Annotated in this window: 23 protein-coding genes; 7 read left to right on the forward strand and 16 right to left on the reverse strand. The window is 62.5% G+C overall.

Annotated features, from left to right (window positions below; translation table 11 throughout):
• Positions 1 to 2: 2 nt before the first annotated feature.
• From GGD53_RS17345 to GGD53_RS17405, 13 genes are all read right to left on the reverse strand, one after another.
• Complete coding sequence (locus GGD53_RS17345; protein WP_184457781.1) at positions 3 to 995, reverse strand: dihydroxyacetone kinase subunit DhaK; 993 nt, start codon at positions 993 to 995, stop codon at positions 3 to 5.
• Positions 996 to 1,046: 51 nt separating this feature from the next.
• Positions 1,047 to 1,460: a hypothetical protein gene (locus GGD53_RS17350; RefSeq protein ID WP_097600013.1), complete on the reverse strand. Its 414-nt coding sequence runs from the start codon at positions 1,458 to 1,460 to the stop codon at positions 1,047 to 1,049.
• 1 nt (position 1,461) lies between these two features.
• Positions 1,462 to 3,027 carry a putative PEP-binding protein gene (locus tag GGD53_RS17355; protein ID WP_184457783.1) on the reverse strand — a complete coding sequence of 522 codons (1,566 nt, stop codon included), beginning with the start codon at positions 3,025 to 3,027 and terminating at the stop codon, positions 1,462 to 1,464.
• Entirely contained in the window at positions 3,011 to 3,355 is a 345-nt protein-coding gene (locus tag GGD53_RS17360; protein WP_008535102.1) for an HPr family phosphocarrier protein, read from the reverse strand. The genes GGD53_RS17355 and GGD53_RS17360 overlap by 17 nt, the downstream gene beginning before the upstream one ends.
• Positions 3,355 to 3,753, reverse strand: a complete 399-nt coding sequence (dhaM, locus tag GGD53_RS17365; RefSeq protein ID WP_037175071.1) for a dihydroxyacetone kinase phosphoryl donor subunit DhaM — start codon at positions 3,751 to 3,753, stop codon at positions 3,355 to 3,357. Before dhaM ends, GGD53_RS17360 begins: the two co-directional genes overlap by 1 nt.
• A 14-nt stretch (positions 3,754 to 3,767) precedes the next feature.
• Positions 3,768 to 4,382 (reverse strand): dihydroxyacetone kinase subunit DhaL, encoded by a 615-nt coding sequence (gene dhaL / locus GGD53_RS17370; protein WP_184457785.1) that lies wholly within the window; start codon positions 4,380 to 4,382, stop codon positions 3,768 to 3,770.
• A 51-nt stretch (positions 4,383 to 4,433) separates the two neighbouring features.
• Positions 4,434 to 6,074, reverse strand: a complete 1,641-nt coding sequence (locus GGD53_RS17375; protein ID WP_184457787.1) for a dihydroxyacetone kinase subunit DhaK — start codon at positions 6,072 to 6,074, stop codon at positions 4,434 to 4,436.
• A 53-nt stretch (positions 6,075 to 6,127) separates the two neighbouring features.
• Entirely contained in the window at positions 6,128 to 7,135 is a 1,008-nt protein-coding gene (locus GGD53_RS17380; RefSeq protein ID WP_184457789.1) for an ABC transporter ATP-binding protein, read from the reverse strand.
• Positions 7,128 to 8,225 (reverse strand): ABC transporter ATP-binding protein, encoded by a 1,098-nt coding sequence (locus GGD53_RS17385; protein ID WP_184457791.1) that lies wholly within the window; start codon positions 8,223 to 8,225, stop codon positions 7,128 to 7,130. The genes GGD53_RS17380 and GGD53_RS17385 overlap by 8 nt, the downstream gene beginning before the upstream one ends.
• Before the next feature lie 3 nt (positions 8,226 to 8,228).
• Positions 8,229 to 8,447, reverse strand: a complete 219-nt coding sequence (locus GGD53_RS17390) for a hypothetical protein (protein ID WP_184457793.1) — start codon at positions 8,445 to 8,447, stop codon at positions 8,229 to 8,231.
• Positions 8,444 to 9,397 carry a carbohydrate ABC transporter permease gene (locus tag GGD53_RS17395; protein WP_184457795.1) on the reverse strand — a complete coding sequence of 318 codons (954 nt, stop codon included), beginning with the start codon at positions 9,395 to 9,397 and terminating at the stop codon, positions 8,444 to 8,446. The genes GGD53_RS17390 and GGD53_RS17395 overlap by 4 nt, the downstream gene beginning before the upstream one ends.
• Positions 9,394 to 10,362: a carbohydrate ABC transporter permease gene (locus GGD53_RS17400; protein WP_184457797.1), complete on the reverse strand. Its 969-nt coding sequence runs from the start codon at positions 10,360 to 10,362 to the stop codon at positions 9,394 to 9,396. Before GGD53_RS17400 ends, GGD53_RS17395 begins: the two co-directional genes overlap by 4 nt.
• Positions 10,363 to 10,478: 116 nt before the next feature.
• Complete coding sequence (locus GGD53_RS17405) at positions 10,479 to 11,804, reverse strand: ABC transporter substrate-binding protein (RefSeq protein ID WP_184457799.1); 1,326 nt, start codon at positions 11,802 to 11,804, stop codon at positions 10,479 to 10,481.
• Positions 11,805 to 12,351: 547 nt separating this feature from the next.
• Here GGD53_RS17405 and GGD53_RS17410 point away from each other — a divergent pair.
• The 5 genes from GGD53_RS17410 to GGD53_RS17430 all read left to right on the forward strand — a co-directional run bounded on the left by GGD53_RS17410 (position 12,352) and on the right by GGD53_RS17430 (position 18,805).
• Positions 12,352 to 13,797 carry an MFS transporter gene (locus tag GGD53_RS17410; RefSeq protein ID WP_184457801.1) on the forward strand — a complete coding sequence of 482 codons (1,446 nt, stop codon included), beginning with the start codon at positions 12,352 to 12,354 and terminating at the stop codon, positions 13,795 to 13,797.
• 128 nt (positions 13,798 to 13,925) lie between these two features.
• Positions 13,926 to 14,990: a sensor histidine kinase gene (locus GGD53_RS17415; protein WP_184457803.1), complete on the forward strand. Its 1,065-nt coding sequence runs from the start codon at positions 13,926 to 13,928 to the stop codon at positions 14,988 to 14,990.
• Between the two features lie 225 nt (positions 14,991 to 15,215).
• Complete coding sequence (locus GGD53_RS17420; protein WP_088395601.1) at positions 15,216 to 15,767, forward strand: DUF924 family protein; 552 nt, start codon at positions 15,216 to 15,218, stop codon at positions 15,765 to 15,767.
• A 139-nt stretch (positions 15,768 to 15,906) separates the two neighbouring features.
• Positions 15,907 to 18,426 (forward strand): mechanosensitive ion channel family protein, encoded by a 2,520-nt coding sequence (locus GGD53_RS17425; protein WP_184457805.1) that lies wholly within the window; start codon positions 15,907 to 15,909, stop codon positions 18,424 to 18,426.
• Between the two features lie 112 nt (positions 18,427 to 18,538).
• Positions 18,539 to 18,805, forward strand: coding sequence for a hypothetical protein (locus tag GGD53_RS17430; RefSeq protein ID WP_064810608.1), 267 nt, complete (start codon positions 18,539 to 18,541; stop codon positions 18,803 to 18,805).
• Positions 18,806 to 18,832: 27 nt separating this feature from the next.
• Here GGD53_RS17430 and arsC read toward each other — a convergent pair whose 3' ends face one another.
• Together arsC and GGD53_RS17440 are read right to left on the reverse strand one after the other, a co-directional pair.
• The gene (arsC, locus tag GGD53_RS17435) at positions 18,833 to 19,255 is read right to left on the reverse strand and encodes an arsenate reductase (glutaredoxin) (protein ID WP_184457807.1); all 423 of its coding nucleotides are present in this window, start codon (positions 19,253 to 19,255) and stop codon (positions 18,833 to 18,835) included.
• 333 nt (positions 19,256 to 19,588) lie between these two features.
• Positions 19,589 to 20,572: a squalene cyclase gene (locus GGD53_RS17440; protein WP_184457809.1), complete on the reverse strand. Its 984-nt coding sequence runs from the start codon at positions 20,570 to 20,572 to the stop codon at positions 19,589 to 19,591.
• Positions 20,573 to 21,037: 465 nt separating this feature from the next.
• Here GGD53_RS17440 and GGD53_RS17445 point away from each other — a divergent pair, with 465 nt between their 5' ends.
• Entirely contained in the window at positions 21,038 to 21,868 is an 831-nt protein-coding gene (locus GGD53_RS17445) for a response regulator (protein ID WP_184457811.1), read from the forward strand.
• 186 nt (positions 21,869 to 22,054) lie between these two features.
• On the forward strand, positions 22,055 to 23,386 hold the full coding sequence (locus GGD53_RS17450) for a GGDEF domain-containing response regulator (protein WP_184457812.1): 1,332 nt from the start codon (positions 22,055 to 22,057) through the stop codon (positions 23,384 to 23,386).
• Between the two features lie 77 nt (positions 23,387 to 23,463).
• On the opposite strand, the gene GGD53_RS17455 is transcribed toward GGD53_RS17450, so the two are convergent.
• Positions 23,464 to 24,471, reverse strand: a complete 1,008-nt coding sequence (locus GGD53_RS17455; RefSeq protein ID WP_210303249.1) for a transposase — start codon at positions 24,469 to 24,471, stop codon at positions 23,464 to 23,466.
• Between the last annotated feature and the right edge of the window lie 412 nt (positions 24,472 to 24,883).

The raw sequence follows: 24,883 nt of genomic DNA on the forward strand, positions 1-24,883 counted from the left end.
GGTCACGGCCAGCGCAAAGCCGCCGTCGCCACCGGCGCGTCCCAAAGCGCGATCTCCTCGTCGGTCAACAAGGCGAGGGTGACGGACAGTCCCTGCATGTCGAGCGAGGTGACATAGGTTCCGACAAGCGAGCGCTCGATCGGGATGGCTTTCTCCTCGATGATACGGCGGGCGCTGGCATAGGCGAGGTAGAGTTCGGCGGGCGGCGTGCCGCCGAGGCCGTTGACGAAGAGCAGCGCTTGGGTGCCCGGCATTACTGCGATGTCGGCGATGATGGTCTCGCAGAGATGCCCGATGATGGCGTCGGCGGCGGCGAAGGGCTGCCTGGCATGGCCGGGCTCGCCATGAATGCCGACGCCCATTTCCATCTCGTCGGGTCCGAGCGAAAACGTCGTGCGCTCGGTCTGCGGCACCGTCACGCCGTTCAGCGCGACGCCTATCGAGCGGATGCGGGTGTTCAGTCCCTCGCCAAGCTGCTTCAATTCGGCGAGGGGCATGCCGCGTTCGGCGGCGGCACCCAGGATCTTTTCGACGATCAGCGTCCCCGCGACGCCGCGACGGCCTCGGCCGTCGCCTGATCTCGACGTCTCGATATCGTCGCTGACGACGATCATGTCGAGGCCGTGACGGTCACCGGCCATCTCGATCGCCATTTCGAAATTCATCAGATCGCCGTCGTAATTCTTGACCACGAGAAGGCAGCCGGCGCCGGTATCGGTCTCTTCGATAGCGGCAATGATCTGGCTCGGCGTCGGCGAGGTGAAGATGTGGCCGACGCAGGCGGCATCCAGCATGCCCTGACCGACGAAGCCGATATGCATCGGCTCGTGGCCGGCGCCGCCGCCTGATATCAGCGCCACCTTGCCAGATGTGAGATGGCGGCGGCGGACGCATTTGCGCTCGGCCCCGAACACCACGAAGGCCTCATGGGCGCGCACGAAGCCTTCGACGCTTTCGGCGACCATGGTTTCCGCGGTGTTCATGAACTTCTTCATCAAGCCCCTCCCAAGGCCAAAAACATTACGCTACGTCAGCCCGGTCACACTTCACTGCTCGCTCGCCCCTGATATCGCGACGATCTTCTGCACCAGATCGGAGATCGCCTCTTCCAGGAGGCGGTTTTTCCTGTCGTCGCCGAAGTCGGGCACCATCAGCGACAGGTGCCGCAATTTCTCGGAATGGCCGAGATCCGGCAGCTTGCCGGGATGGGCGGCCTGATAGGCTTCGAGAAAGCGTTCCTCCTCAGTGGCGCTGAAGTGGCAGACGCGCACGATCGTTGCGAGATGGCGCGCCGGCAGCGGCGTCGCATAGGTCGGGCTGGTGATCTGGGTGACGAAGCTGCGGTGCTTGCCGAGCGCCGTCGCCAGGCGCTGGCGCGTGCCGGACGGCCTATTGTCGATGATCTGCGCCAGAATGGACTTGTAGGCGATTATGGCGTCTTCGGTGTCTTCGCGCGCCATCCTACTCTCCGGCTGCCCTTGTGCCATCGGCGTTGAGGCCGACGATTGCCGATCTTATCGCGCGACGGCGGGCCGGCGCCACGGAAAAATGCCGGAGCCCGGCGGCAAGCAGCCCCGGGAGATAGCGGGGATCGCCGGCCATATCGCCGCAGATACTGACGGGCTTGCCGCCGGCGAGTTCTACCGCCTGCTCGATCAGCCGGAGCACGGCGGGTGCGGCCTTGCCGGCGTCGGCCTCGTTGCCGTCGCGGACAGAGGCGGTGAGATATTGCGTGAGGTCGTTGGTGCCGAAGGAGAAGAAGGCGGCCGATCCGAAAGTGTCGAGCATCAATGCGGCCGACGGCACCTCCACCATCATGCCGATCGGCGGCATCCGGTGGAGCAGGGAACGGCGGCCGAGTTTTTCGGCTTCCTCGCGGAACAGTTCGCGCATCCGGTCGATCTCGTCGGGAAAGGTCACCATCGGCAGCATCACCGAGAGCTTGCCGAAGACGGCGGCGCGCAGCAGGGCGCGGGCCTGGACGCGGGCGATTTCCGGCCGGGCAAGCAGCAGCCGGATGCCGCGCAAGCCCGGCTCCAGAGCCGGCAGGTCTTCGAGGCCGGCAAGCGGCTTATCGCCGCCGATATCCAGCATTCTTATGATCACCGGCCTTTCGCCCGCCTGCTCCAGCACGCGGCGATAGATCGCCAGCTGGCGTTCCTCATTGGCGGCATCGGCGATCGAAGTGACTGAAAATTCCGAGCGCATCAGCCCGACGCCCGTCGTTGCCGGATCGAGGGCATCGATCTCGGCGGGATCGTTGATGTTGATGGAGAGAAGGATCGGTACGCCGTCCGCGGTGCGCAGCTCGCCGCTTTCAGTCTTGATGTCGCCGGCTGGCGCGAGCGGCGGGATCAGCATGCCGCCCGCCTCGAGGATGACGGCGCCTCCGTCGCCATCGACGGCGACGGAATCGCCATCCGCTGCTGAAAAACGGCCTGTGCCGACCACCATCGGCACCGATTTCGCCCGGGCGAGCAAAGCGACGTGACCGGCGGCGCTGCCTGCAAACAACGCGATACCGCCGCCCTTCGACCAATCATGGGCGAGGAAGCGGCTCGGCTCCATATCCTTGCCGACGAAGACCGAGCCGGGCGGGAAATCGGCGACCGGGGTGCCGGCGAGGGCGCCGAGCACGCGGTTCTTGATGTCGAGAATGTCGATGGCGCGCGCCCGCATCTGTTCCTCGTCGGCCGCTTCGAGTTCGCCGATATAGGCGTCGAGCGTCGCGACCCAGGCGAAGACGACATTCTCGTCGGCTTTCATGCGCGCGCCCGTTGCTTCCGCGATCGTCGGATCGCGCAGCACCTCGATCTGGAAATCGATGATATCGCGGCTTTCGGCATCGGCGCCGTCGGCGAGGCGCTCGAGCTCACCGATCGAGATATCGATCGCCTTCTCAAGCGCGCCGTAGCCGCCGCCGGTTCCGGGCGCGGAAGCAGCCTTCGGCTCCTCTGCGAGAAAGGCCGGGCCGGATGCGATGCCGGGGGATGCGCTCTTTGCTTTCAGCTTAAGCGGTTCTGCCATGTTTCTTTTCCTCATCGAAATTGCGCTCGATGAGTTCCTTGAGCGCGCGGATCGCCTCTTCGGCGAGAATGCCGTCCGCCCGTATTTTGAGGATCGAACCTTTGCGGATTCTCGCACCCATGATCTTGATGATGCTCTTGCCGTTCAGCCAGACGTCGCTGCCGTTGACGGCGACCTCGATCGAGCAGGGGAAGGACTTGGCAAGGCGCGTGAAGGTGACGGAGGGGCGGGCATGCAGCCCGACGCCGTGCTTGACTTCCACCTCCGTCTGGCAGTTCAGGTGCAATGGATCGGGCTCCTGTTTTTCACTACGCAATCGGTTCGTCATCAGGGCGACAGTTCCTCTGCCGTGGCGACGACCTTGGCGAGCGACGCGCCCCCTGAGGCTTCGGCGGCGGCGATGACGGCGCCTTCGACGAGCGGGGCGTTGCAGATGGAGACGAGGGCCGAACGGGGAAGGCCCAGCATTTCGATCGCCATCTCACTGTTGGTCTCGGCGCCGCCGAGATCGACGAAGACGGCGACGCCGGCATCGGACCAGGCGGCCTCGATCGCCTTCAGAATGCCGCCGGCATCGGTGCCGAGTTCGCCATGGACATTGCCGCCCGACCAGGCGAGCGGCACGCAGTCGCCGACCATCTGCCGCACCATGTCGGCGATGCCCCTTGCCACCAGTGGCGAGTGGGAGACGATCACAATGCCCACATTTGCGGTCTTTCCATTCATGCCGGTCCTTTCATTCATTGGGGGCGGTGCTCCCCGAGATAGCGGCAGATCGCCGTGGTCAGCAGCGCGCAGCTCGATGCGCCGGGATCGACATGGCCGATCGAGCGGTCGCCGAGATAGGCGGCGCGTCCGCGCATTGCCTTCATCGCGGCGGTCCTATTGGCGGAGCGTTCGGCCTTGCGGGCTACGTCACCGAGCGGAGACCGCTTGGCCAGCGCCGCATGGACGGGATAGAGAACGTCGAGCAGCGTCTTGTCGCCAGCGTGCGACCGCCCGCGCCTTGCCACGGCGTCGATCGCCTGTTTCAGCACCAGTGAAAAATCGGCCTTCTCCCCATTTTTGCGAAGCTCGCGGCCGATCTCGATCAGCAGCGTGCCGTAGAGCGGGCCGGCCGCCCCCCCGACATTCATCACCAGCGTCAGGCCGATCTTTTCCACGGCGTCGGGGAAGGGCAGGCTCGACACGCTCTCGCCCTCGGCGCTCACCGCCTCGCAGCCACGCCGCATATTGGTTCCGTGATCGCCATCGCCGATGGCGCGATCGAGTGCGCAGAGGTGATCGGCGTTTTCCGCGATCGTCGCGCGGCACACTTCTATCAATCCCGCCACAAGCACCTGTTCCGCCTGCACTGCCTTCCTCCCTGTCGCCCGTCTCCCCGCGGGCTTTCGAACTTTACCCGGTCAGGCGAGGCTTGCCGCCACGCCGAACGCGCCGGCAACCGCGACCGCGCCGGGATCGGCGACACCCGCCAGATCCCTTTCGCCGACATAGGAGGCGCGTCCGGCTCTCGCCTTCGTCATCGTCTTCGTCGACTCCGCACCTGATGCCGCTGCTCTTGCCGCGGCAGCGATATCGCCCGACGCGAGCGCCTGCAGGGCAGGCGACAGCGCATCGACCATCGTCCGGTCGCCGACCCCTGCTCCTCCATAGAACGTCATCCTGTCGAGCCCGGCAAGAAGAGCTGCTGATATATCGGCTTTATCGGCCATCGCCTTTGCCGAGGCGGTGAAGAAGATCGACAGCAGCACGCCGCTCGATCCGCCCATACTGGCGCCGAGGATATCGCCGAGCGAGGCAAGCGTTGCCGCCGGTCTATCGAGCGGCAGCGTGTCGAGGCGGGCGAGCACGCTGCGGGCGCCTGCGGCCACCGTCGAGCCGGTATCGCCATCGCCGACACGGCCGTCCAGCCGGTTAAGCTCACTTTCCAGAGAGATCAGGTGCTCGCAGAGTGCGGTGATCAGGTGACGGTTCCGGCTGTTCTCGCCTGGTGTCGCCGCGCCGTTCAGGCTGACCGCCGTCCTCGGCGCAGGGATGACCTTGATCTCGTGGCGTTCGACGGCCGGCATCCAGGCATGCGGCTCGACCGCTGCCGTCAGCGCCGCTTCGCGCGCGCCATCCAGCCGGATCAGCGACAGCGAGAAGCCATTCATGTTGAGCGCGGTCATCATCGGCGCCGGGCCGACGATCAGCCTGACGTGGCGGCCAAGCGGCGAGGACAGCACTGTCTTGGCGATGACCGTCATTTCGAGCGGCGGCACGGCGCCGAGATTGTTGATGAGGAGGGCGTGGTCTGCTCCCTCGCGCAAGACCGGAGTCAGGCGCGCCGCCATGGCAGCGACGATATCGGCGACCGGCTGCAGCGCGATGCGCTCGGCGCCGGGTTCGCCATGGATGCCGAGGCCGAGTTCGCCTTCATCAGCGCCGAGGCGATCCTCATGCGCCTGGCCGGGCACACTGCAAGTGGAGAGCGACATGCCGAGCGAGACGATATCGCCGGCGGCAGCCGCGGCATGGGCCGCGACCGTCTTCAGGTCCTCGCCTTTTTCGGCGTGATAGCCTGATATCTTGTGGACGAACAGCGTGCCGGCGACGCCGCGCGGCTGGTTGATGCCGGGGATGGCGATGTCGTCGGCGACGATAACCATTTCGACGTCGAAGCCCTCGGCGCGCGCCTTTTCGGCGGCAAGGCCGAAATTCAGGCGGTCGCCGGTATAGTTCTTGACGATCAGCAGGGCGCCTTTCGGGCCGGTCACGGCGCGGATCGCCGTCAGCACCGCATCGACGCTCGGCGAGGCGAAGATCTCGCCGGAGACGGCCGCCGTCAGCATGCCCTTACCGACGAAGCCGGCATGGGAGGGTTCATGGCCGGCGCCGCCGCCCGAGATGATTGCCACCTCGGACTTGTCCCAGTCCGCACGCAGGATCACCTTGATGTCGGGAAAGCTGTCGAGACGGGCGAGACGGCCGCTGCTCGTCGTCAGAAGCAGGCCGTCCAGAGCGTCGGCGACGATCGTTTCCCTGCGGTTGAAGAAGTGTTTCATCGATTGAGACCCGTCCGTTTGTTTTTCATGCCATCATCGGTTTTGTTTGCCGGTCACGACAGGCGCTGTCCAGCCGCATCGAAATAAAGCGGATCGCGCAGCGTCAGGCTGATCCGGTCGCCCGGCGCGATCGCCAGATATGGATCCGCGAGTGTGACGAGCTTGTGATTGCCCGCCCTGATATGCAGATGGTTCTGGTCGCCGAGATGTTCGATCCAGTCGACCTCGGCGTTTGCGTCCTTGCCGACGACGATATCGAGATGTTCGGTGCGCGCGCCGACTGTTTTGGTCCCGGAGGGCGGATGGCCGCCCGGCAGCAGGTCCGCCGGCAGGAGGTTGATATGCGGCTGGCCGAGTCGGGCGGCTACATGAAGGTTGGTGGGATTGCCATAGATCTCGCGCGGCGTTCCCAGCTGCATCAGCCGGCCCTCGGCGACGATGCCGATGCGATCGGCCATGGTCATGGCTTCCACCTGGTCGTGGGTGACGTAGAGCAGCGTCGAGCCGAGCTCCTTCTGGATGCGCTTCAGCTCGAGGCGCAGTTCGGCGCGCAGCTTGGCGTCGAGCGAGGACAGCGGTTCGTCCATCAGATAGATTGCTGGCCGGCGCACCAGCGCCCGGCCGATGGCGACGCGCTGCATCTCGCCGCCGGAGAGCCTGGTCGAGCGGTTTTCCAGCTTGTGGTCGATGCGGACCATGCGCGCGACCTCGCGCACGCGCCGGTCGATCTCGTCTGCGCTCAGCTTGCGCACCGGCGCCTTCAGCGGAAAGGCGAGGTTCTCGTAAACCGTCATGTGCGGATAGAGCGAATATTGCTGGAAGACGAAGGCGACGTCGCGCCCGGCCGGCGCTTCGGCCGCGACATTGCGGCCGCGGATCTCGATGCGGCCGCTATCAGGTCTTTCGAGCCCGGCGATCAGCCTGAGCGTCGTGGTCTTGCCGGCGCCTGTCGGACCGAGCAGCACGACGAATTCACCGTCTCGGATAAAAAGATCGAGCTCATCAAGAGCCTGGGTGTCGCCGAAGCGCTTGCTGAGATTTCTGAGGACGACATCAGCCATGCCGGGTCTCCTGATAGAGCTGGGATAGCACCGCGCGGCCCGAGACGCAGTCGAAGAGCGCGAGGTTCGCCGGGTTGAATTCAAGGCCCACGGTCTCGCCGATCCGGAAGCTGCGGTTGGCGGGAACGCGGGCCTTGATCAGGCCGCCCGGGGTTTCCACTGCTACAACCTGGTTGGTGCCGAGATATTCGCTGCCATAGACCGCGCCACGAAGGTGCGAGGCGTCGCTGAAGCGGATATGCTCCGGCCTGACACCGAGCGCTAGTTCGCTTTCGGCCATGTCCTGATGGATTTCTGGAACGGCAACATTAACACCGTCGAGCAAGATGGACATGTCGCCGCTCTTCAGGCCGGAGGTGAAGCGTATGAAGTTCATTGGCGGCGAGCCGATGAAGTCGGCGACATACATGGTGGCCGGCTTGGCATAGATCTCCTGCGGCGTGCCGAACTGCTCGATGACGCCGTGGTTCATGACGGCAATCTTATCGGCCATCGCCATCGCCTCGTGCTGGTCGTGGGTCACGTAGACGGTGGTGGCATGGATGCGATTGTGCAGTTCGCGCAGCTCATGGACCATGATCTCGCGGAACTCGGCGTCCAGCGTGCCGAGCGGCTCGTCCATCAGAAAGCATTTCGGGCGGCGGACGATGGCGCGGCCGAGCGCTACCCGCTGCCGGTCGCCGCCGGCAAGGCCCGAAACCGAGCGGTTGAGAATATGATCGATCTGCAGCAGGCGGGCGGTCTCTTCGACGCGCTGGCGGATCTCGGCCTTGGGCATGCCCTGCGACAGCAGCGGGAAACCGATGTTCTTGCGCACATTCATATGCGGGTAGAGCGCGAAGAGCTGGAAGACGAAGGCGATGTCGCGGGCGCTGGCACGGTTGAAGGTGACGTCCTCGCCGTCGAGATGGATCTTGCCGCTCGAAGGCAACTCGAGGCCGGCGATCATGCGAAGCGTCGTCGTCTTGCCGCAGCCGGAGGGCCCGAGCAGCGCCAGGAACTCGCCGTCATGGACGGTGAAGCTCGAATCCTGAACGGCGACGAAGCTGCCGAATTCCTTGCGGAGATTTTCAATCCGAATGTCCGCCATGGTTCACTCCGGGAATTTCGAAACGATGATGAACATGACGGTGCCCAAGAGTAGGGTCACCAGCGAATAGGTGTAGAGCACCAGCAGGAAGGGCTGGAACAGCATCAGGAAGCCGAGCCCGATCAGCACCGTGGCGATATTCTCCATCGGGCCGCGGCGCAGGAAGAACATTCGTTTTGGACGGGCAGGGGTGCGGGTGCGTGTTTCGATCAGGTGGCTCATTTGCGGACGGCTCCGAAGGTGATGCCGCGCAGCAACTGCTTGCGCAGGAGAATGGTGAAGACCAGGATCGGGATCAGGAAGATCGTCGTGCCGGCGGCGACCGCAGGCCAGTCCTGCCCGCCTTCGCCAATGATCGTCGGGATGAAGGGCGGCGCGGTCTGGGCCTCGCCCGACGTCAGAAGAGCGGCGAAGGCATATTCGTTCCAGGCAAAGATCAGGCAGAAGATCGCGGTCGCGGCAATGCCGGTGGTCGCCTGCGGCAGCACGACCTTGCGGAAGGCCTGCAGCCTCGTATAGCCGTCGATCATCGCCGCTTCCTCGTATTCGCGCGGGATCTCGTCGATGAAGCCCTTGAGCAGCCAGACGGCAAGCGAGACGTTGACGGCGGTATAGAGCAGGATCATGCCGAGTGCAGTGTCCGACAGGCCGAGCTCGCGATACATCAGGTAGATCGGGATGGCGACGGCGATCGGCGGCATCATGCGCGTCGACAGGATGAAGAACAGCAGGTCGTCGGCGAGCGGCACCCTGAAGCGGGAAAAGCCATAGGCGGCGAGCGTGCCGAGGAAGACCGCGAGGAAAGTGGAGCCGAAGGCGATCACAAGCGAGTTGACGAAGCGCGGCAGGAAGTTCGACGGGCCCGCGATCACCATGTTGCGCTTGCGGGTTACCTCATCACAGGTGCCGACCGGCGCCGGCAGCGAGGCGATATAATCGGGCGTCTGCCGGGTGCGCGTGGTGAAGAGATTGCAATAGCCCTCGAGCGACGGCGTGAAGACGATCTTCGGGGGATAGCTGATCGAATCCGGCGGCGATTTGATGCTGGTCAGGAAGATCCAGACGAGCGGGATGAGGGTGATCAGCGCATAGAGGACGACAATCGTGCCGGCGATGCGCTTGCTGTTGAGGCTCGGCTCTACGACCGAATGGGCTGTATTGGCGGCGCTCATCTTTGCTTCACCTTGTTCAATGCCTTGACGTAGATATTGGCGAGGCCGAACACCGCGACGAAGAGGACGATGGCGAAGGCCGAGGCCCGGCCGGTCGCCCAGCTTTCGAAGGCGGCGCGCTTCAACGTGATCGAGGCGACCTCGGTGACCGAGCCCGGCCCGCCGCCGGTCAGCAGCGTCACCATGTCGAACATCTTGAAATTCTCGATGCCGCGGAAAAGCACTGCAAGCATGATGAAGGGCAGGGCCATCGGCACGGTGATCGACCAGAACTGGCGCCAGGGCGAAGCGCGGTCGACCTCGGCCGCCTCGTAGATATAGTCGGGGATCGAGCGCAGCCCGGCAAGGCAGATCAGCATCACATAGGGCGTCCACATCCAGGTATCGACGATGATGATCGCCCAGGGAGCCAGAGAGACATTGCCGAGCATCTGGACATCGGATGTGGGAATGCCCGACACCAGCGAGACGGCATAGGCAAAGAGGCCGATCTGCGGCTCGTAGAGAAAGCGCCAGAAATTGCCGACCACGGCGGGCGACAGCATCATCGGGATCAGGATGATGGTGGTCCAGAAGGCATGGCCGCGAAACTTGCGGTCGATCAGGTAGGCAAGCGCAAAACCGATCACCGTCTGCAGCAGGATCGTCCAGAAGACGAAATGGGCGGTGGTCTGCATCGCCTGCCATATATCGGGATCGTTGAGAACGCGCTCGTAATTTCCAAACCCGACGCCCTGGACCGGCGCATTCGGCCGGTTGGCACGGTAATTGGTGAAGGAGAGATAGACCGCCCAGATGAGGGGGAAGATGTTGATCGCCAGGAGCAGGGTGATGGAAGGCGCGATGAACAGCCACGCGATCGCCCTGTCGGAGAGGCCGCGGACATGACGGGCGAGCGAGGCGGGCGTTGCCCTTGCTGTCACGTCGGCCGCTTTCTCGACGATGGAGGAATGGGAAATGGTCAAGTTTTCACCCGGTCTTTTAGGATATGAAAGATCCGGCGGCCCGGCTCGTCTGCCGATCCGGGCCGCCATCCTGGTGAGGATGGCGCGCAGAGGGATGCCGCCAATCCCCTCAGGCACTAGATTTTGCCGTCGTCCTTGAAGACGTCGCTCCAGTCCTTCACCAGGCCGTCGAGCGCTTCCTTGGCGGTGCCGTTGCCAGCGACGACGTAGTTATGGACGCGCTTCTGCATGGCCTGCAGCAGCGAGGCGTAGCTTGGCTCGGCCCAGAAGTCCTTGACGATCGCCATTGAGTCCAGGAAGGCCTGAGCATAGGGCTGGCTCTTGGCGAAATCAGGCGCGTTGACGACCGAGTTCAGGCAGGAGAAGCCGCCGAGTTCCCACCATTTGGCCTGCACCTCAGGCTGTGCGAACCATTTGATGTATTGCAGGGCGGCGTCGCGCTTGTCGGAGTAGGAGACCACCGAGATGCCCTGACCGCCGAGCTGGGCGAAATGCGCCTTCTCCGCCGGATTGGGGAAGAAGCCGATCCTGTCGCCGCCGACCTTCTCGTCCTTGTAGAGGCCGGGCCAGGTGAAGGCGAAGTTCATCTGCATGGCGACCTGGCCGGATTTGAAGGCGTCGGCGGATTCGACCATATAGACGTTGGAGCTGCCGGGCGGCGTGCAGCAGTCATAGAGCGACTTGTAGAATTCGAGGCCCTTGACCGCATCGTCCGAGTTGACGAAGCCTTCCATCTCGTAGGGCTTCTTCGGGTTGTCGTACTGGAAGCCCCAGTCGTAAAGCACGTTGGTGACGCCCATGGTGATGCCTTCGGAGCCGCGCTCAGTATAGATCGCAGCGCCATAGACGGTCTTGCCGTCGATCTCCCGCTTCTGGAAGAACTCGGCGATCAGCTTCAGCTCATCGTAGGTCTTCGGGGCTGCGAGATCGTGGCCGTACTTCGCCTTGAATTCCTTCTGGAGTTCCGGCTTTTCGAACCAGTCCTTGCGGTAAGTCCAGCCGACGACGTCGCCCATGGCGGGCAGCGCCCAATAGTTCGGCGTGTTCTTCGGCCATTCCGAGTAGCCGACAACAGTCGCCGGCACGAAGTCATCCATCTTGATGCCTTCCTTGTCGAAGAAGTCGTTCAGCTTGACGTAGTGGCCGTTCTCGGCCGAGCCGCCGATCCACTGGCTGTCGCCGATAATGAGGTCGCAGAGCTTGCCGTGGGAATTCAGCTCGTTGAGGAAGCGGTCGGCATAACTCGTCCAGGGAACGAATTCGAACTTCATCTGCGTGCCGGTCTTGGCGGTGAAGTCCTTCGACAGCTCGACGAGCGCATTGGCGGGATCCCATGCGGCCCAGCACAGCGTCAGTTCATCGGCTTTGGCGAGATTGGGCAATGCCGACGACATGACGAATGCCGCGGCCAGCCCCAAAAGGGCTTTCGATGTTTTTTGCATAAGTTCCTCCCAGAACCAAGCCGGCTCCCACCGGCGTCGCATGTTCACCCGTTCAGAGAATGCTCACATGAGCTCCTCACTCATCATGTTTAGCAATATGTTTAGTGATAGACCTTTTTATAAACATTGCAAGCGGCAATCGTTGCTGCACCGCACAGGCGCCGCGCGCGAAATTGGAGCGGGCGAGGCCGGCTGTTTGAGCAAATATTCCGCACGTTCTCGAAATTTTTTTCCTGACCGTACCGATGCAGCGATATCGGGCCTCGCTAGGATATCGACGGCGCGATATGGACCGTTAGCCGCTCCCGTGTTTTCCCCGGCGCGGTACAAACTCGGCCTCGCTCCGGCGAGGCCTTTTTCTTTGCGCCCGCCGTCGGGGGCATCTGAATATTCCCGCTCAGTGCGAAATTTAGCCTTTCCGCCTCGATGCAACGGGCGTATTCAGCCAGGGCGCGGTTTTCCATGTCCGCGCGTCCCTCGCGTGGCAGATCACCGATCGGCTTCCTCCCGTTTCCCTGTCGCGACCCAGAATTCCATTGGCGGACCGATGACCACGGCAGAGACGAACGAGCAAGGGCAAGAGGCGGCGGGTGGCCGCCAGGCGAAGATCGTGGCGCTGGTTGTTGCCGTTTCCTTTTTCATGCAGATCCTCGACGGCACGATTGTCGCCACTTCGCTGCCGCAGATGGCGGCGAGCTTCGGCGTGCAGCCGGTGTCGATGAGCATCGGCATCACCGTCTACATGCTGACGATGGCGGCCTTCATTCCGCTGTCGGGCTGGCTCGGCGACCGCTTCGGCGCGCGCCGCGTCTTCCTGGTGTCGATCGGCGTCTTCACCGGCGCCTCACTGTTCTGCGGGCTCTCCGGCAGCCTCACGGAATTCGTGCTGTGGCGTGCGCTGCAGGGGGCGGGCAGCGCGCTGATGACGCCGGTCGGGCGCATCATCGTGCTGAAAAACGCCCGCAAGTCCGAACTCGTCCAGGCAATCGCGCTCATCACCTGGCCGGCGCTGACGGCGCCCGTGGTCGGCCCCGTGCTCGGCGGCTTCATCACCACCTATGCCAGCTGGCATTGGAACTTCCTGATCAACATTCCGATCGGCATCGTCGGCATGGGGCTGGTGCTGCGCTTTGTGCCCGAACAGCGCGAGGCCGATCCCGGCCGGCTGGATATTCGCGGCTTTATCCTGAGCGCGGCCGGATTGACCCTGCTGCTCGCGGCATTGGAGCTTTCAGCCAAATGGGAGGGCGGGCTTTGGCCGGTCATCTCAATGCTTGCGGCCGGCATCGTCCTATCGGTCATGGCGACGCGGCATTTCCTTGCCGTCGACAATCCGCTGCTCGATCTTTCGGCTTTCCGCGTCCAGACATTTTCGATGTCGACGCTCTCGGCGGGCACGGCTTGCCGAACGGCCATCAACGCGACGCCTTTCCTTCTGCCTCTCTTGTTCCAGCTCGGCTTCGGGCTGAGCTCGATTGCCGCCGGCACCTATCTGCTCGTCTATTTTCTCGGCAATTTCAGCATGAAGGCGGTGACGACACCGCTCTTACGCTTCTTCGGCTTCCGAACCGTTCTCGGGCTCAACGGGCTGATTGCAGCGATTTCGATCGTTGCCTGCGGTTTCCTGACGCCTGACACGCCGCCGTTTTTCATCCATGCGCTGCTCTTTCTCGCCGGCCTGTCGCGGTCGATGGAGTTCACGGCGCTGAACACGCTCGCCTTTGCCGATATCGGCCCGGCGCAGCGAAGCTCGGCCTCGACGCTGTCGAGCATGCTGCAGCAGATGTCGATGCTGCTCGGCGTTGCGGTGGCCGCCGCCGTGCTCAACATTTCCTCTGCTCTCAGAGGCGCCGACAATCCCGTCCTGGCCGACTTCCGATGGGCCTTCGTCGTGGTCGGCGCGATCGGCATCGTCTCGTCGCTGCGCTTCCTGCAATTGCCGAAGGAGGCGGGCGCCGAAGTCTCCGGCCATCGGAAATTCCAGAAGAGCTAACGTCGCCTGCGACAAGAGCGAGGGAGGAGCGATGTTTACCTCGGGCGGGCAATGCAATACGACAGTGCCCATGCCGACGACTCGGACCTTGCGGCCGTCGTTGCTTAGAGAGAACGCCGGGAGACGGAATGAGCAATTCTAGCGGCGATGCGGATGCCTTGATCCACATCCTCTATATCGACGACGACGAGGGGCTCGCCCTCCTGATGCAGAAGAACCTTGCGCGGCGCGGCTTTTCGGTCGAGTGGGCGCAGAATGGTTCTGCCGGCCTTGCTCGGATCGCCGAGGGCGGCATCGACGCCGTCGTGCTCGATCATCTCCTGAGCGGCGAGACTGGACTCGACATTCTGCCCTGCATCACGTCCGTTCCGGATCATCCGCCGGTCATTTATGCGACGGGGTCGGACGACACCAGCATCGCGGTCGCGGCGCTGAAGGCGGGCGCCGATGACTACATGCTGAAGGGGATTTCGGCCGATTATTTCGACCTGCTCGCGGCCGCCCTCGAACAGGCGCTGGAGCGGGCGCGCTTCCGCCGCGAGACGGCGCAGGCGCAGGAGGTGATCCGTCAGCAACGCGACCATGCCGAGTTGCTGCTTGCCGAAGTCAATCACCGCATTGCCAACAGCCTCGGCCTCGTCGGCGCACTGATCCGCATGCAATCTTCCATGACCAAGGACCAGGTGGCGGTCGACGCGCTGCACGAGACGCAGATGCGCATCAACGCGATCGCGAGCGTGCATCGCCGGCTCTATACCAACCGGCAGGTCGGCTCGGTGCAGGTCGATGAATATCTGAACAGCCTATTGACCGAGCTTGAAGCTTCGATGCGCGACGACAAACGGCCGCACCGTATCGTGTTGACTGCAAAGCCGGTTAATCTGGCGACCGACAAGGTGATCACGCTCGGGTTGATCGTCAGTGAACTCGTCACCAATGCTTTCAAATATGCCTATCCCGAGAGCGTCTCGGGCGAGATCCGCGTTTTTGTCGACCAGACGGACGGGCAATTGCGCGTCATCGTCGAGGATGACGGAGCGGGGTTCGATCCAGAGGGCCCAGCCAGGGGAACGGGGCTCGGCACACGGATTCTGACGGCGATGGCCGCGAGCTTGAAATCGGATTTTGCTTACGATCCCGGGCATGACGGGACGAGGGCGATGCTGGTATTTTCGTTGAGTGAGGGGACGTAAATAGGAGTGGAGGGTGTGCCGAGCGGCCCCCTCATCCGACCCTTCGGGCCACCTTCTCCCCCGTGGGGAGAAGGGGTTATGCCGCGAGGTCTCGATTCCCTCTTCTCCCGAGCGGGGAGAAGGCGCCCGTAGGTCGGATGAGGGGGCACACGGCACACCTTGTCCTATTTTTACAAGAGCTTGCCGGCATAACATCATCAAACCAAACGCTACGGGAGGCAGAGTATGACGGCGATCCGCACACCCCGGGAGGTCTACGATTTCTGGTTCGTTCGATGCGGCCGCGAGCTATGGTTTCGTCCGCCGCCGGAACTCGATGCCGAGATCCGTGATGTTTTCCGCGATACGCATCTGGCGCTTGCCGCAGGCGTCGGCGATGAATGGCGGGCCGACCCGGTGAGCCGGCTGGCGGCGGTCATCGTGCTCGATCAGTTTCCCCGCAACATCTATCGCGGCACGGGGCTTGCCGTTGCTACCGACGGGCTGGCGCTTCGGGAAGCCAAGCTCGCGCTTGCGGCCGGCGCCGACCAGGCGGTGGAACATGCATGCCGAACCTTTTTCTACCTGCCCTTCGAACACGCCGAGAATCTCGACGAGCAGGAGCGTTCGGTGGCATTGTTCACCGCGCTGGGCGACGAGGAATATCTCGATTATGCGATCCGCCACCGCGAGATAATCGCCGCCTACCGGCGCTTTCCTCACCGCAATGCCATGCTCGGACGAGAATCGACGGCAGCAGAACTCGACTATCTCTCCAAGCCCGGCGCGGGGTTCTGAGCAGTTCGAACGAGCGGTTGAGTGCTGCATGGAGCAAGGTCGGTGCAAGGCGCTTAAGGCATCTTCCGCCTTTCTGTCGCCTTTGTTTGCTACGACAAGCTGGCATTCTATTCCGACGACAACCTTTCCGGAGGCGCTTTTGCGGCTGAGAACGACCCTGCTTCGCACCATTCTTCTGATGACGCTGGCGTTCGCCGGTGCGCATTTCGAGAGCGCAGCAGCCTTCGCGCAGGAACCGCAGCCGCAGGCAGCAGAGGCGCCGCTTGTCGATACGCCTTCCGCCCAGGCGGCGAAGGAGATCGAGAAGGCGAAGGTCCAGCTTGGCTCGCTTCAGGACAGCGTCAAGGAGAACGCCGATAATGACGATGCGCTGGTCGGGCTTGCGACCAAGGCCGATGAGCTCAGCCGCGCCGTCATCACCATATCGGTCAACCTGAGGCCGCGTTTCGACCAGATCAAGAACCGGCTGACCGAGATCGGCGAGCCGCCGAAGGATGGACAGCCGCCAGAGGCGAAGATCGTCACCGACGAGCGTAACGCGCTTGCCGCCGAGCGCGCGCAGATCAACGCGGTGACCGGTGACGCCGAAAACCTGTCGATCGCGGTGACGAAGCTCATGAACGAGATCATCGAGATGCGGCGGCAGCTTTTCGCCGATACGCTTTTCAGGCGCACGGAAATCTCCGTCTCGGTGCTCGACGATGCCGCGCGCGCCTTCGTGCACGAGGTCAGCGAATTCTCACAGGCCTTGGCGAGCTGGGCCTCCTTCGTCTGGAAGTTCAAGCGGTTCCCGCTGTTTGCCGCGATCTTCCTGTCGCTCGCCTCAGCACTGGTCCTGCTCTCCGGCAGCTACCGGCTGTTCGGCTCGTATTTGCGCCGCGATGAGGCGGTCGAGAACCCCTCCTATATCGGCAGGCTGTCGATCGCCTTCTGGTCGACGCTGATCCGGACGCTGGCGCTGGCGGTCCTGCTCGTTACCTCCTTTTTCTTCCTCAACAGTTTCAATGTGCTGCGACCCGATATCGCGCCTGTTATCGGCGCGCTGTTCGGCACGATCGGGCTCGTCTATTTCGTCGGCCGCTTCGTCAACGCCATTTTCGCGCCGAGCGAACCACACTGGCGGCTGGTGAAGCTTTCCAATCTCGGCGCTCGCGCGATCGGCTACTGTCTCTCGGCGATGGCTGTCGTCAACGGACTCGACTATCTCTTCGGCACGGTCAGCGAGGCGATGGGATCGCCGCTGGTACTGACCGTCGTACGGAGCCTCATCGCTGCGCTGATCATCGGCATCATCCTGATCGCCGTCTCCTTCAGCAAGCCGATGCTGGCGAGAAGCGGCGATCCCGACGCGCCCGGCAGACATTGGCCGCGCGGCATGGCAATCATCCTACGCGTCGTCGGTGCCGCTTTGATCGTTACAGCGCTTGCCGGCTACGTCGGACTTGCCCGCTTCGTCGCGACGCAGCTCATCATCACCGGGGCGGTCGTCGCCACCATGTATGTCGGCCTGCTCGCCGGCAAGGCGATCTCGCGGCAGGAAAGCTTCGGCGACACCTTCTTCGCGCGCTTCCTGGCGCGGCGCTTCAACCTCGGGCCGGTGGCGATAGACCAGGTCGGCCTGCTCGTCGGTCTTGCCATGTATGCGGTGGCGCTGCTCGTCGGCATTCCACTGATCCTGTTGCTCTGGGGCTTCCATGTACAGGATCTGCAGCTTATCGCCTTCCGGCTGTTTACCGAGGTCAAGCTCGGCGGCATCAGCATCTCGCTGCTCGGAATCTGCACCGGCATCCTGCTCTTCGCCGGCGTCTATCTGCTGACGCGTTGGCTGCAGCGCTGGCTCGACGGCAATGTCATGGCTCGAAGCCATGTCGATCTCGGCGTGCGAAACTCGGTCAAAACGGGCATCGGCTATCTCGGCGTCGGCATTGCCGCGATCATCGGCGTTTCCGCCGCCGGCATCGATCTGTCGAGCTTCGCGCTTGTCGCCTCGGCACTTTCGGTCGGTATCGGTTTCGGCCTGCAGAACATCGTCTCCAACTTCGTGTCAGGCCTGATCCTGCTGGTCGAGCGGCCGTTCAAGGTCGGCGATCACGTCGTCTCCGGAACGGCCGAAGGTATCGTCAAGCGTATTTCGGTGCGCGCAACCGAGATCGAGACTTTCCGCAAGCAGGCGATCATCGTGCCAAATTCGGAACTGATCAACGGCCTCGTCGGCAACTGGACACACCGCAACAAGATCGGTCGCTCGGAAATCCCGGTTTCCGTCAGCTACGACGCCGATCCGCAACAGGTGATGGATATTCTCTTGGAGTTGACGGCGAAGATACCGCTCGTCATGCGCAATCCCGAGCCACATGTCGAATTCCTGCGCTTCGGCCCCTATTCGCTCGATTTCGAGCTGCGCTTCTTCCTCGCCGATATGGGCGACGGCCTGACGGTGCGCAACAATCTCAGGATCGAGATCCTCAAGCGCTTCAAGGCGGAAGGCATAGAAATCCCGCTGCCACAGAGCGACCTTACCATCCATCGGGAGGCTGCCCTCGTTCTGCCCAATGCGGTTAAGGAGCATGCGGACGGCCATGAGAATTCCAAGGATAGACCGGTGGAGGAAGAAGAGCGGCCGGTGCGCCAGCTGCGCGGGCGGGCAGCGGAGAGCTGAACAGCTTATTCAGCCATCATTCACAGGTCTATGTGCATGATACCTTCCATCGGGATTGCTGCCGAGGGCAGCACCGATCTTTCGAGGGGAGGGCGCGTCAGCGCCGCCGCACATGATGGCAAGATTTGCCGCCTTTTTGCTTGTCCCGCTGCTTGCCGCGCCGGCGGTCAACGCCGCATCCATCACCAACACCGATCCTGCCGCCGTGGTGCTCGTCATCACCGAGGGCGGACAGCGTGTCGAAGTCGTGGTCGATGCCGGCGCTTCCGAAAGCCTCTGCTCCTCGGGCTGCTTCATGACGACACCCGACGGGGACCGGATCGGGCTCGATGGCGGCGAGACGATCGACATCGTCAAAGGCTCGGCGGTCGTCAAGTAGGATTGCGGACCTGTCAGGCTGGACGGCTCAGATAATGGGCTTGCCGTCCGCATCCAGGACCTTCTCGCCGTCTTCCTTGGCGAAGGCGCCCTTGTGCGTCTCCGGCAGGATTTCCAGAACCACCTCGGAAGGCCGCGACAGGCGTGTGCCGAGCGGTGTGACGACGAAGGGCCGGTTGATCAGGATCGGCTGCGCCAGCATGGCGTCGAAAAGCTGATCGTCGGTCAGATCAGGATTGTCGAGGCCGAGTTCGGCGTAGGGCGTATCTTTGTCGCGAAGGGCCTGACGCACGGTGAGACCGGCATCCGCGATCATTCTTGCCAGCTCCTCCCGCGATGGCGGGTTCTTCACATAGTCGATGATATCAGGCTCGATGCCAGCATTGCGGATCATCGCCAGCGTATTGCGCGAGGTGCCGCAGCCGGGATTGTGATAGATGGTGACGTTCATGATTTACCTGTGGTGATCGGGATGATAGCGTGAGTTATCGCAGCCCGCTTTGGAAGAAAAGAGCTGTCCTTAGCGGGCAAACTCTAGGTGGCGGCCCTCCGGCAACTCGGCAGGGTCTTTGTCGTGACTTCCTCACACGCATCTGACGGAGCTCATCGCCGCCTGGGCAGCTGATAATAGCTGGTTTGTCGCCGGTCCCGGTTCTGCGGCGGTGTTTCTGTTCAATCCGTGCACGGTGTCCTCAATCAGGCCGGCATCGGCGAGACGCCGTCGATTTGCGCGGAATTGCTGCACAAGATCCAGGCGCACTTCCTGCGTTCGCTGGGTTTGCCGTCAGTGTCGGATTGATGCCTGGCTATCCCACCATCTGAGCACCCGCATCGCCCGCAGCGTGATCCAGCGCGACGGCTGGCCTTGCCCCTCGTCGACATGGAACCAGACGCGCCCGGGCAGGGTCCAGTCCAGCAGCCATCGGCCGTCGTTCGAGCGCCTGGAGCGAAGGTGGCCGATCGCCTCGCCAAGGCGCGGATCTGGATCGGCGCCGGTCAACATGGCGCTTGAGCGGAAATAATCGAGCGCACGCAGGATATCGTAGCGCCAGCGATTGGGGTGGAGGAAGCGCAGGAAGCGTTCGTCCGCCGGTTCGCCGGTGCCGAGACGGCGGAAGAGCTTGCGTTCGAGCAGAAACTTCTCGCCCGTGCTGCGCGCCTCGCGGGACCGGGGCGTGCCGCCTGTCGATCTTTCGAATTCGAGCAGACCTTCCAGCACGTTGATCGTGCTGGCGAAAGAGGAGCGAAGGGAGCCGCGGACGCGTTCGCAGTTCCAGCCGCCGTCATCGAGGCGCTCGCCCGTGAGCCTCTCTACGATGCGGGAGACGTCGATGCCGAAATAGGCGCCGTCTGCGACGGTCCGGCCGTTGATGCATTCCTCGACTTCACCCTCCCAATAGGGCTGGCCGCCTTCTTCCCAGCGGGCGCTGGCGCCGAGCGATGCGACTGTGCGCCTGGCGCGTTCCGATGACGGGTCGAGGCCGAACTCTCGCAGTTGCGACAGCGAAAATGTCGTGGCCGTCCAGGGCTGGCCGTGCTCGCGCCATTCATGAGGATCGAAATCGGCGGGCAGAAAGGCGCCACCCGCCCATTGTCCATCGTCGTCCTGAAAGGAGAGGAGCTTTGCACCCCAGCCTTCGGTCTCCACTTTGGCCCGTTCTGCCATCCATTCCGGTTCCGGAGCTTCGATGAGGTCACGCATCACCTGCCAGCGGATCGCCGGGTCGGAATCGAGAAGCCATTCGATCACCGGGTCGGGTTGGGTCATGGGCGGACCTCTTCGGCGGACGGTCAGTAACCTGTTTATAATCACTTCGGCCGCGTGCGGCCAGCCCGACGGCGGCGGGAGTGGGCCTTTCACACGCGCGACCGGCACCCATATCCCGAGCTTCGCGCACTATTTCTTAATCATATGTCCAAGAAATCGGAGGCGGCCATCGGGCCGCGAGGGCTTCCGACAAACCACTGCAGAACCTGCGACGTCATCCTCGCCCTTGTGCCGAGGATCTGCTCGCGTCCATTAAGTATCTGAGAATAAATGTTTCCCGTCAAAGCAATTGCTGTGATCAGATACTCGGCATAAGGCCGAGCATGACGGAGGAGACTTTGTCCACAAACTGGTGGCCCACTGGTCCGCTTCTTCGTTTCATATAGGGACGTGCTGATTAATAATTAGTCAAATCAATTGATGTATCACTTCGGCTGGGGACGGGTTTTACATTAAAGGTTTATCATGGCGTTTTTAGGTATTTCGGGGATGCAATATTCCGGAGAGATGTTTGCCGGCACGCGTATTATTGTCGCGGAAGATTCAAACGTATTCACCTCGATGATCAGCAAACGCCTCAAGGAGTTGTTCGACATTGATGTAGAGATCTGCCGTAACTTCGAGGATCTGCAGTTTTCCTACGACAAATCGTCCGATCCGATCACGCTGGCGATTTCGAACATCAATCTGCCCGGTGCCGAAAACGGCGAAGCGCTTGAATATCTGGTCGACCTCTCCATCCCGACCATCGTCTTCACCGGCACCTTCCATGAGGGCATGCGCGACAAGCTGATCGCCAAGGACATCGTCGACTACATCCTCAAGGACAATATTTTCGCCGTCGACCTTCTGGCGGAGTCGATCTGCCGGTTCCTGACCAATCATCGCCATCACGTGCTGATCGTCGACGACAGCGCGACGGCGCGCGCGCTGCTGTCGAGCCGGCTGAAGCGCTATAATTTCCGAGTGAGCACGGCCGAAAACGGCGCCAAGGCGCTGGAGACCCTGAAGGTCAATCGCGATATCGGCCTGATGATTACCGATTACAATATGCCCGATATCGACGGGTTTGAACTGACGCGGCGCATCCGGGCCCATATCGGCTCGCACGAATTGCGCATCATCGGTGTTTCCTCCTCCTCGAATCGGCTGCTTTCGGCGCGGTTTCTGAAGGCCGGCGGCAACGATTTCATGCTGCGTCCCTTCATCGACGAGGAGTTCTACTGCCGCGTCAACCAGAATCTCGACACGCTGCTGCAGATCCAGTCCATGCGCAAGGAGCGGGCGGTTGCCTGACGGCTCTTCCGGAATCCGGATCGCGAGGAAGTCCCGGGCGATCGTCGCCGCCGGGCGCCGGATCTTTGCAATTACAGGTAACCCGAATATTTGTCCCCTTCACGTGGATGAGCCTCTCGGTTATCGTCCGCCGCGCCGGGCGGAGGGCCGAGTCGAGCCCGCAAGGCGCAGGGGGGAATAGCGGCTGTGGCTTTTCAGGCGGATTTTCAGCGAGATGGTATCGGGCTGCGTTCCGGCGGGCTCAAAATACTTCTGGTTGAAGATTCCCGAATGTTTTCCGCCGTGCTTTGCCACCGGTTCCAGACGGAACTTGGCCTTGCCGTCAAATCCTGCTCGTCGCTGAAAGCGCTTCGCAGGGAACTTGCCGACGACGGTCACGGCTACACCATGGCCGTCGTCGATCTCAACCTGCCGGATTCGCCCTATGGCGAGGCGCTCGACTGTACGATCGAGCACGATATTCCAGCAATCGTCTTCACCGCCACGTTCGATCTCAATACGCGCAACAGGATCATGGAGCGCAATGTCATCGATTACGTGCTGAAGGACAATGAGTTTGCGCTCGACAATCTGGTCGCCACCGTCCGCCGCGCGATCTCCAACCGCAAGACGCGGGTGCTCGTCGTCGACGATGTCGTCTCGGTACGCCAGGTTCTCGTCGATCTCCTGAAGGCACAGCAATATCTGGTCGTCGAGGCAAGCTCGGGGCTCGAGGCGCTGGCGGCGCTCGAAGCCTATAGCGATATCGAACTCGTCGTCACTGATCATCACATGCCCGATATGAGCGGGTACGAGCTGACGCGGCGCATCCGCCATCGCTTCGGTTCGGACCGGTTGCGCGTCATCGGCGTCTCCTCCTCCAACGATCGTATGCTGTCCGCGAGTTTCCTCAAAGCCGGCGCCAGCGATTTCGTCTATCGGCCCTTCGTCGCCGAGGAGTTGCAATGCCGCATCGCCAACAATGCGGAAACGCTGGCGCAGATGCGCCAGTTGAGGGCCGCTGCAGCCTGCGACTATCTCACCGGCCTCTATAACCGCCGCTATTTCTACGACAATGGCCCGAAGCTGGTGAACGAGTGCCTGCGATTGAAAGTGCCGAGCTCGGTCGCCATTCTCGATATTGACCACTTCAAGCGGCTGAACGACACATACGGCCACGAGATCGGCGACAAGGTGTTGAAGGCGGTTGCAAACAGGCTGTTCACGATCTTCGAGGGCAGTGACAACCTGCTCTCCCGCCTCGGCGGCGAGGAATTCGCCATCCTGTTCCCGCAGATGGATTCGGCCGCCGCCACCAAGCTTTGCGACGAGATCCGCTCGGATATTTCGCGGCTGAAGGTAACGGCCGACGACGAGGAACTCGGCGTCACCATCTCGATCGGCATCGCCGAAATCGGCAGCTACGAAACCTTCGAGAATTATCTCAACGCCGCCGACCAATTCCTCTACATGGCCAAGCATCGCGGCCGTAACCAGGTCTATTCCGACGCCAGGATGACGGAAGAGGTGGCGCAGTAGGGCTGCTTTCGTTTACTCGGCGCCGTATCCGCCTCTCTCATCCGCAAATGCCCATTCTTCAGGCTCGGTAAACGAGCTTAAAGGGCTCTGCCGCGACCTCTCGAGTCCCCCTTCTCCCATCGGGGAGCAACCATGTTTAATTTTTGCGGTATTGTGGCGTCCATTCGGTCTTGCGAAAGAGGATTGTGTTGGCGAGAACGATGAGTTTTCGGGACGGCTATGACGGCGCACAGGTGTTCCTTTCCGCTCTGACGCAAGCGCGTGTAGAAAGCGGCGAGATCCGGATTGTGCCGGGTTGCCGTGAATGCGCACATGAACAGGCTCTTTCGCAGGCGTTCGCGACCACCCTGGATGCGGCGTCTGCCATGATATTTTCCGCTATCCTCGTCATAGGGCGCGACGCCGGCAAGGGCGGCGATCTCGGCGCGGCTGGCATGGCCGAGTTCGGGCAGCCGAATGATCAGGCACAGGGCGCTGCGCAGCCCGATCCCCTTGATGGAGATCAGCAGCTCGAGCCGTTGCGCCAGGTCGCAATCGTCGCGAACTGTCTTTTCGAGCCGCAGTAGATGGGCCTTGCGGCAGGTTTCGAGGCGGGCGACCTCGCGCAGGTGACGGCGTTTGATCGCCTCCGACAATGCGGTCTCGGCAAAGGTCTTGACCAGCGCGATCTGCTGCTCGATCTGTTCCAGATAGGTCAGTTCGGCGGCCAGCTTGTCGAAGCGTGCGTCCGGCAGCGCCGGCAACTGCTCGAGACTTGCCGTGAAGAGCGCAATCAGCACAGCATCGAGCCGATCGTTCTTGGCCCGCTTGAGCCGGCTCTTGGCGAAGAAACGCAGTTGCGCCGGCTGCAGACGCGCCGCCGGCCGCTTGCCGGCCCGCAGATGCGCCAGCAGCCGCCATTCATAGCCGCCAGAGGCTTCGAAGCCGATGCGGCTGACGTCATGCTCTTGAAGAAAGGCGTCAAGCACCTTCAAGCCGTCGGTGTCGTAAGTGACCCTCAGCCTTGCCTTGCTGGGATGGAGGGCGATGTCGAGATGGCTTTTGCCGACATCGATTCCGGCACAGATCATGTTATTATCGGTCATCTTCGTCGTCCCTGTCTTGGATACGAACCCCAAGGTTCCTGCAACCACACGGGCCAGATGAAGAGCCGGTTGCGATCCTGCTCCCCACAGCCCCAAAACGGCTAAGAAGGTGACGATCCGACAACCAGCTGCCGGGCGGGCGGCCACCCGCCCGGCAAGCATCAATATCCTATATTTTTCTCATCCAAGAAGGTGCCCGTAGGGCGGATGAGGGCGCCGCGGCGCCGGTCTTCAACAATGCCTATGGCACAACGGCCAGGGATTTCCGCCCGCGTGCCGGGATAGGTTACGATGGAAAGGCTGGTCCGTGTGGCCCCCTCATCCGGCTGCCGCCACCTTCTCCCCGCTGGAGAGAAGAGGATATGCCGCGCCGTCTCCGACCTTCGACCGCTCTCGAATAACACGTCCTCTC

Origin of the sequence: Rhizobium aethiopicum (assembly GCF_014197535.1) — a bacterium.
In the GTDB taxonomy this organism is placed as follows: Bacteria; Pseudomonadota; Alphaproteobacteria; order Rhizobiales; family Rhizobiaceae; genus Rhizobium; species Rhizobium aethiopicum_A.

Excerpts from the sequence above, each read along its gene's own strand:
- GGD53_RS17345 (WP_184457781.1), bottom strand. The coding sequence starts at position 995 with ATGAAGAAGTTCATGAACACCGCGGAAACCATGGTCGCCGAAAGCGTC.
- GGD53_RS17350 (WP_097600013.1), bottom strand. The coding sequence starts at position 1,460 with ATGGCGCGCGAAGACACCGAAGACGCCATAATCGCCTACAAGTCCATT.
- GGD53_RS17355 (WP_184457783.1), bottom strand. The coding sequence starts at position 3,027 with ATGGCAGAACCGCTTAAGCTGAAAGCAAAGAGCGCATCCCCCGGCATC.
- GGD53_RS17360 (WP_008535102.1), bottom strand. The coding sequence starts at position 3,355 with ATGACGAACCGATTGCGTAGTGAAAAACAGGAGCCCGATCCATTGCAC.
- dhaM (WP_037175071.1), bottom strand. The coding sequence starts at position 3,753 with ATGAATGGAAAGACCGCAAATGTGGGCATTGTGATCGTCTCCCACTCG.
- GGD53_RS17375 (WP_184457787.1), bottom strand. The coding sequence starts at position 6,074 with ATGAAACACTTCTTCAACCGCAGGGAAACGATCGTCGCCGACGCTCTG.
- GGD53_RS17380 (WP_184457789.1), bottom strand. The coding sequence starts at position 7,135 with ATGGCTGATGTCGTCCTCAGAAATCTCAGCAAGCGCTTCGGCGACACC.
- GGD53_RS17385 (WP_184457791.1), bottom strand. The coding sequence starts at position 8,225 with ATGGCGGACATTCGGATTGAAAATCTCCGCAAGGAATTCGGCAGCTTC.
- GGD53_RS17390 (WP_184457793.1), bottom strand. The coding sequence starts at position 8,447 with ATGAGCCACCTGATCGAAACACGCACCCGCACCCCTGCCCGTCCAAAA.
- GGD53_RS17395 (WP_184457795.1), bottom strand. The coding sequence starts at position 9,397 with ATGAGCGCCGCCAATACAGCCCATTCGGTCGTAGAGCCGAGCCTCAAC.
- GGD53_RS17405 (WP_184457799.1), bottom strand. The coding sequence starts at position 11,804 with ATGCAAAAAACATCGAAAGCCCTTTTGGGGCTGGCCGCGGCATTCGTC.
- GGD53_RS17410 (WP_184457801.1), top strand. The coding sequence starts at position 12,352 with ATGACCACGGCAGAGACGAACGAGCAAGGGCAAGAGGCGGCGGGTGGC.
- GGD53_RS17415 (WP_184457803.1), top strand. The coding sequence starts at position 13,926 with ATGAGCAATTCTAGCGGCGATGCGGATGCCTTGATCCACATCCTCTAT.
- GGD53_RS17420 (WP_088395601.1), top strand. The coding sequence starts at position 15,216 with ATGACGGCGATCCGCACACCCCGGGAGGTCTACGATTTCTGGTTCGTT.
- GGD53_RS17430 (WP_064810608.1), top strand. The coding sequence starts at position 18,539 with ATGATGGCAAGATTTGCCGCCTTTTTGCTTGTCCCGCTGCTTGCCGCG.
- arsC (WP_184457807.1), bottom strand. The coding sequence starts at position 19,255 with ATGAACGTCACCATCTATCACAATCCCGGCTGCGGCACCTCGCGCAAT.
- GGD53_RS17440 (WP_184457809.1), bottom strand. The coding sequence starts at position 20,572 with ATGACCCAACCCGACCCGGTGATCGAATGGCTTCTCGATTCCGACCCG.
- GGD53_RS17445 (WP_184457811.1), top strand. The coding sequence starts at position 21,038 with ATGGCGTTTTTAGGTATTTCGGGGATGCAATATTCCGGAGAGATGTTT.
- GGD53_RS17455 (WP_210303249.1), bottom strand. The coding sequence starts at position 24,471 with ATGACCGATAATAACATGATCTGTGCCGGAATCGATGTCGGCAAAAGC.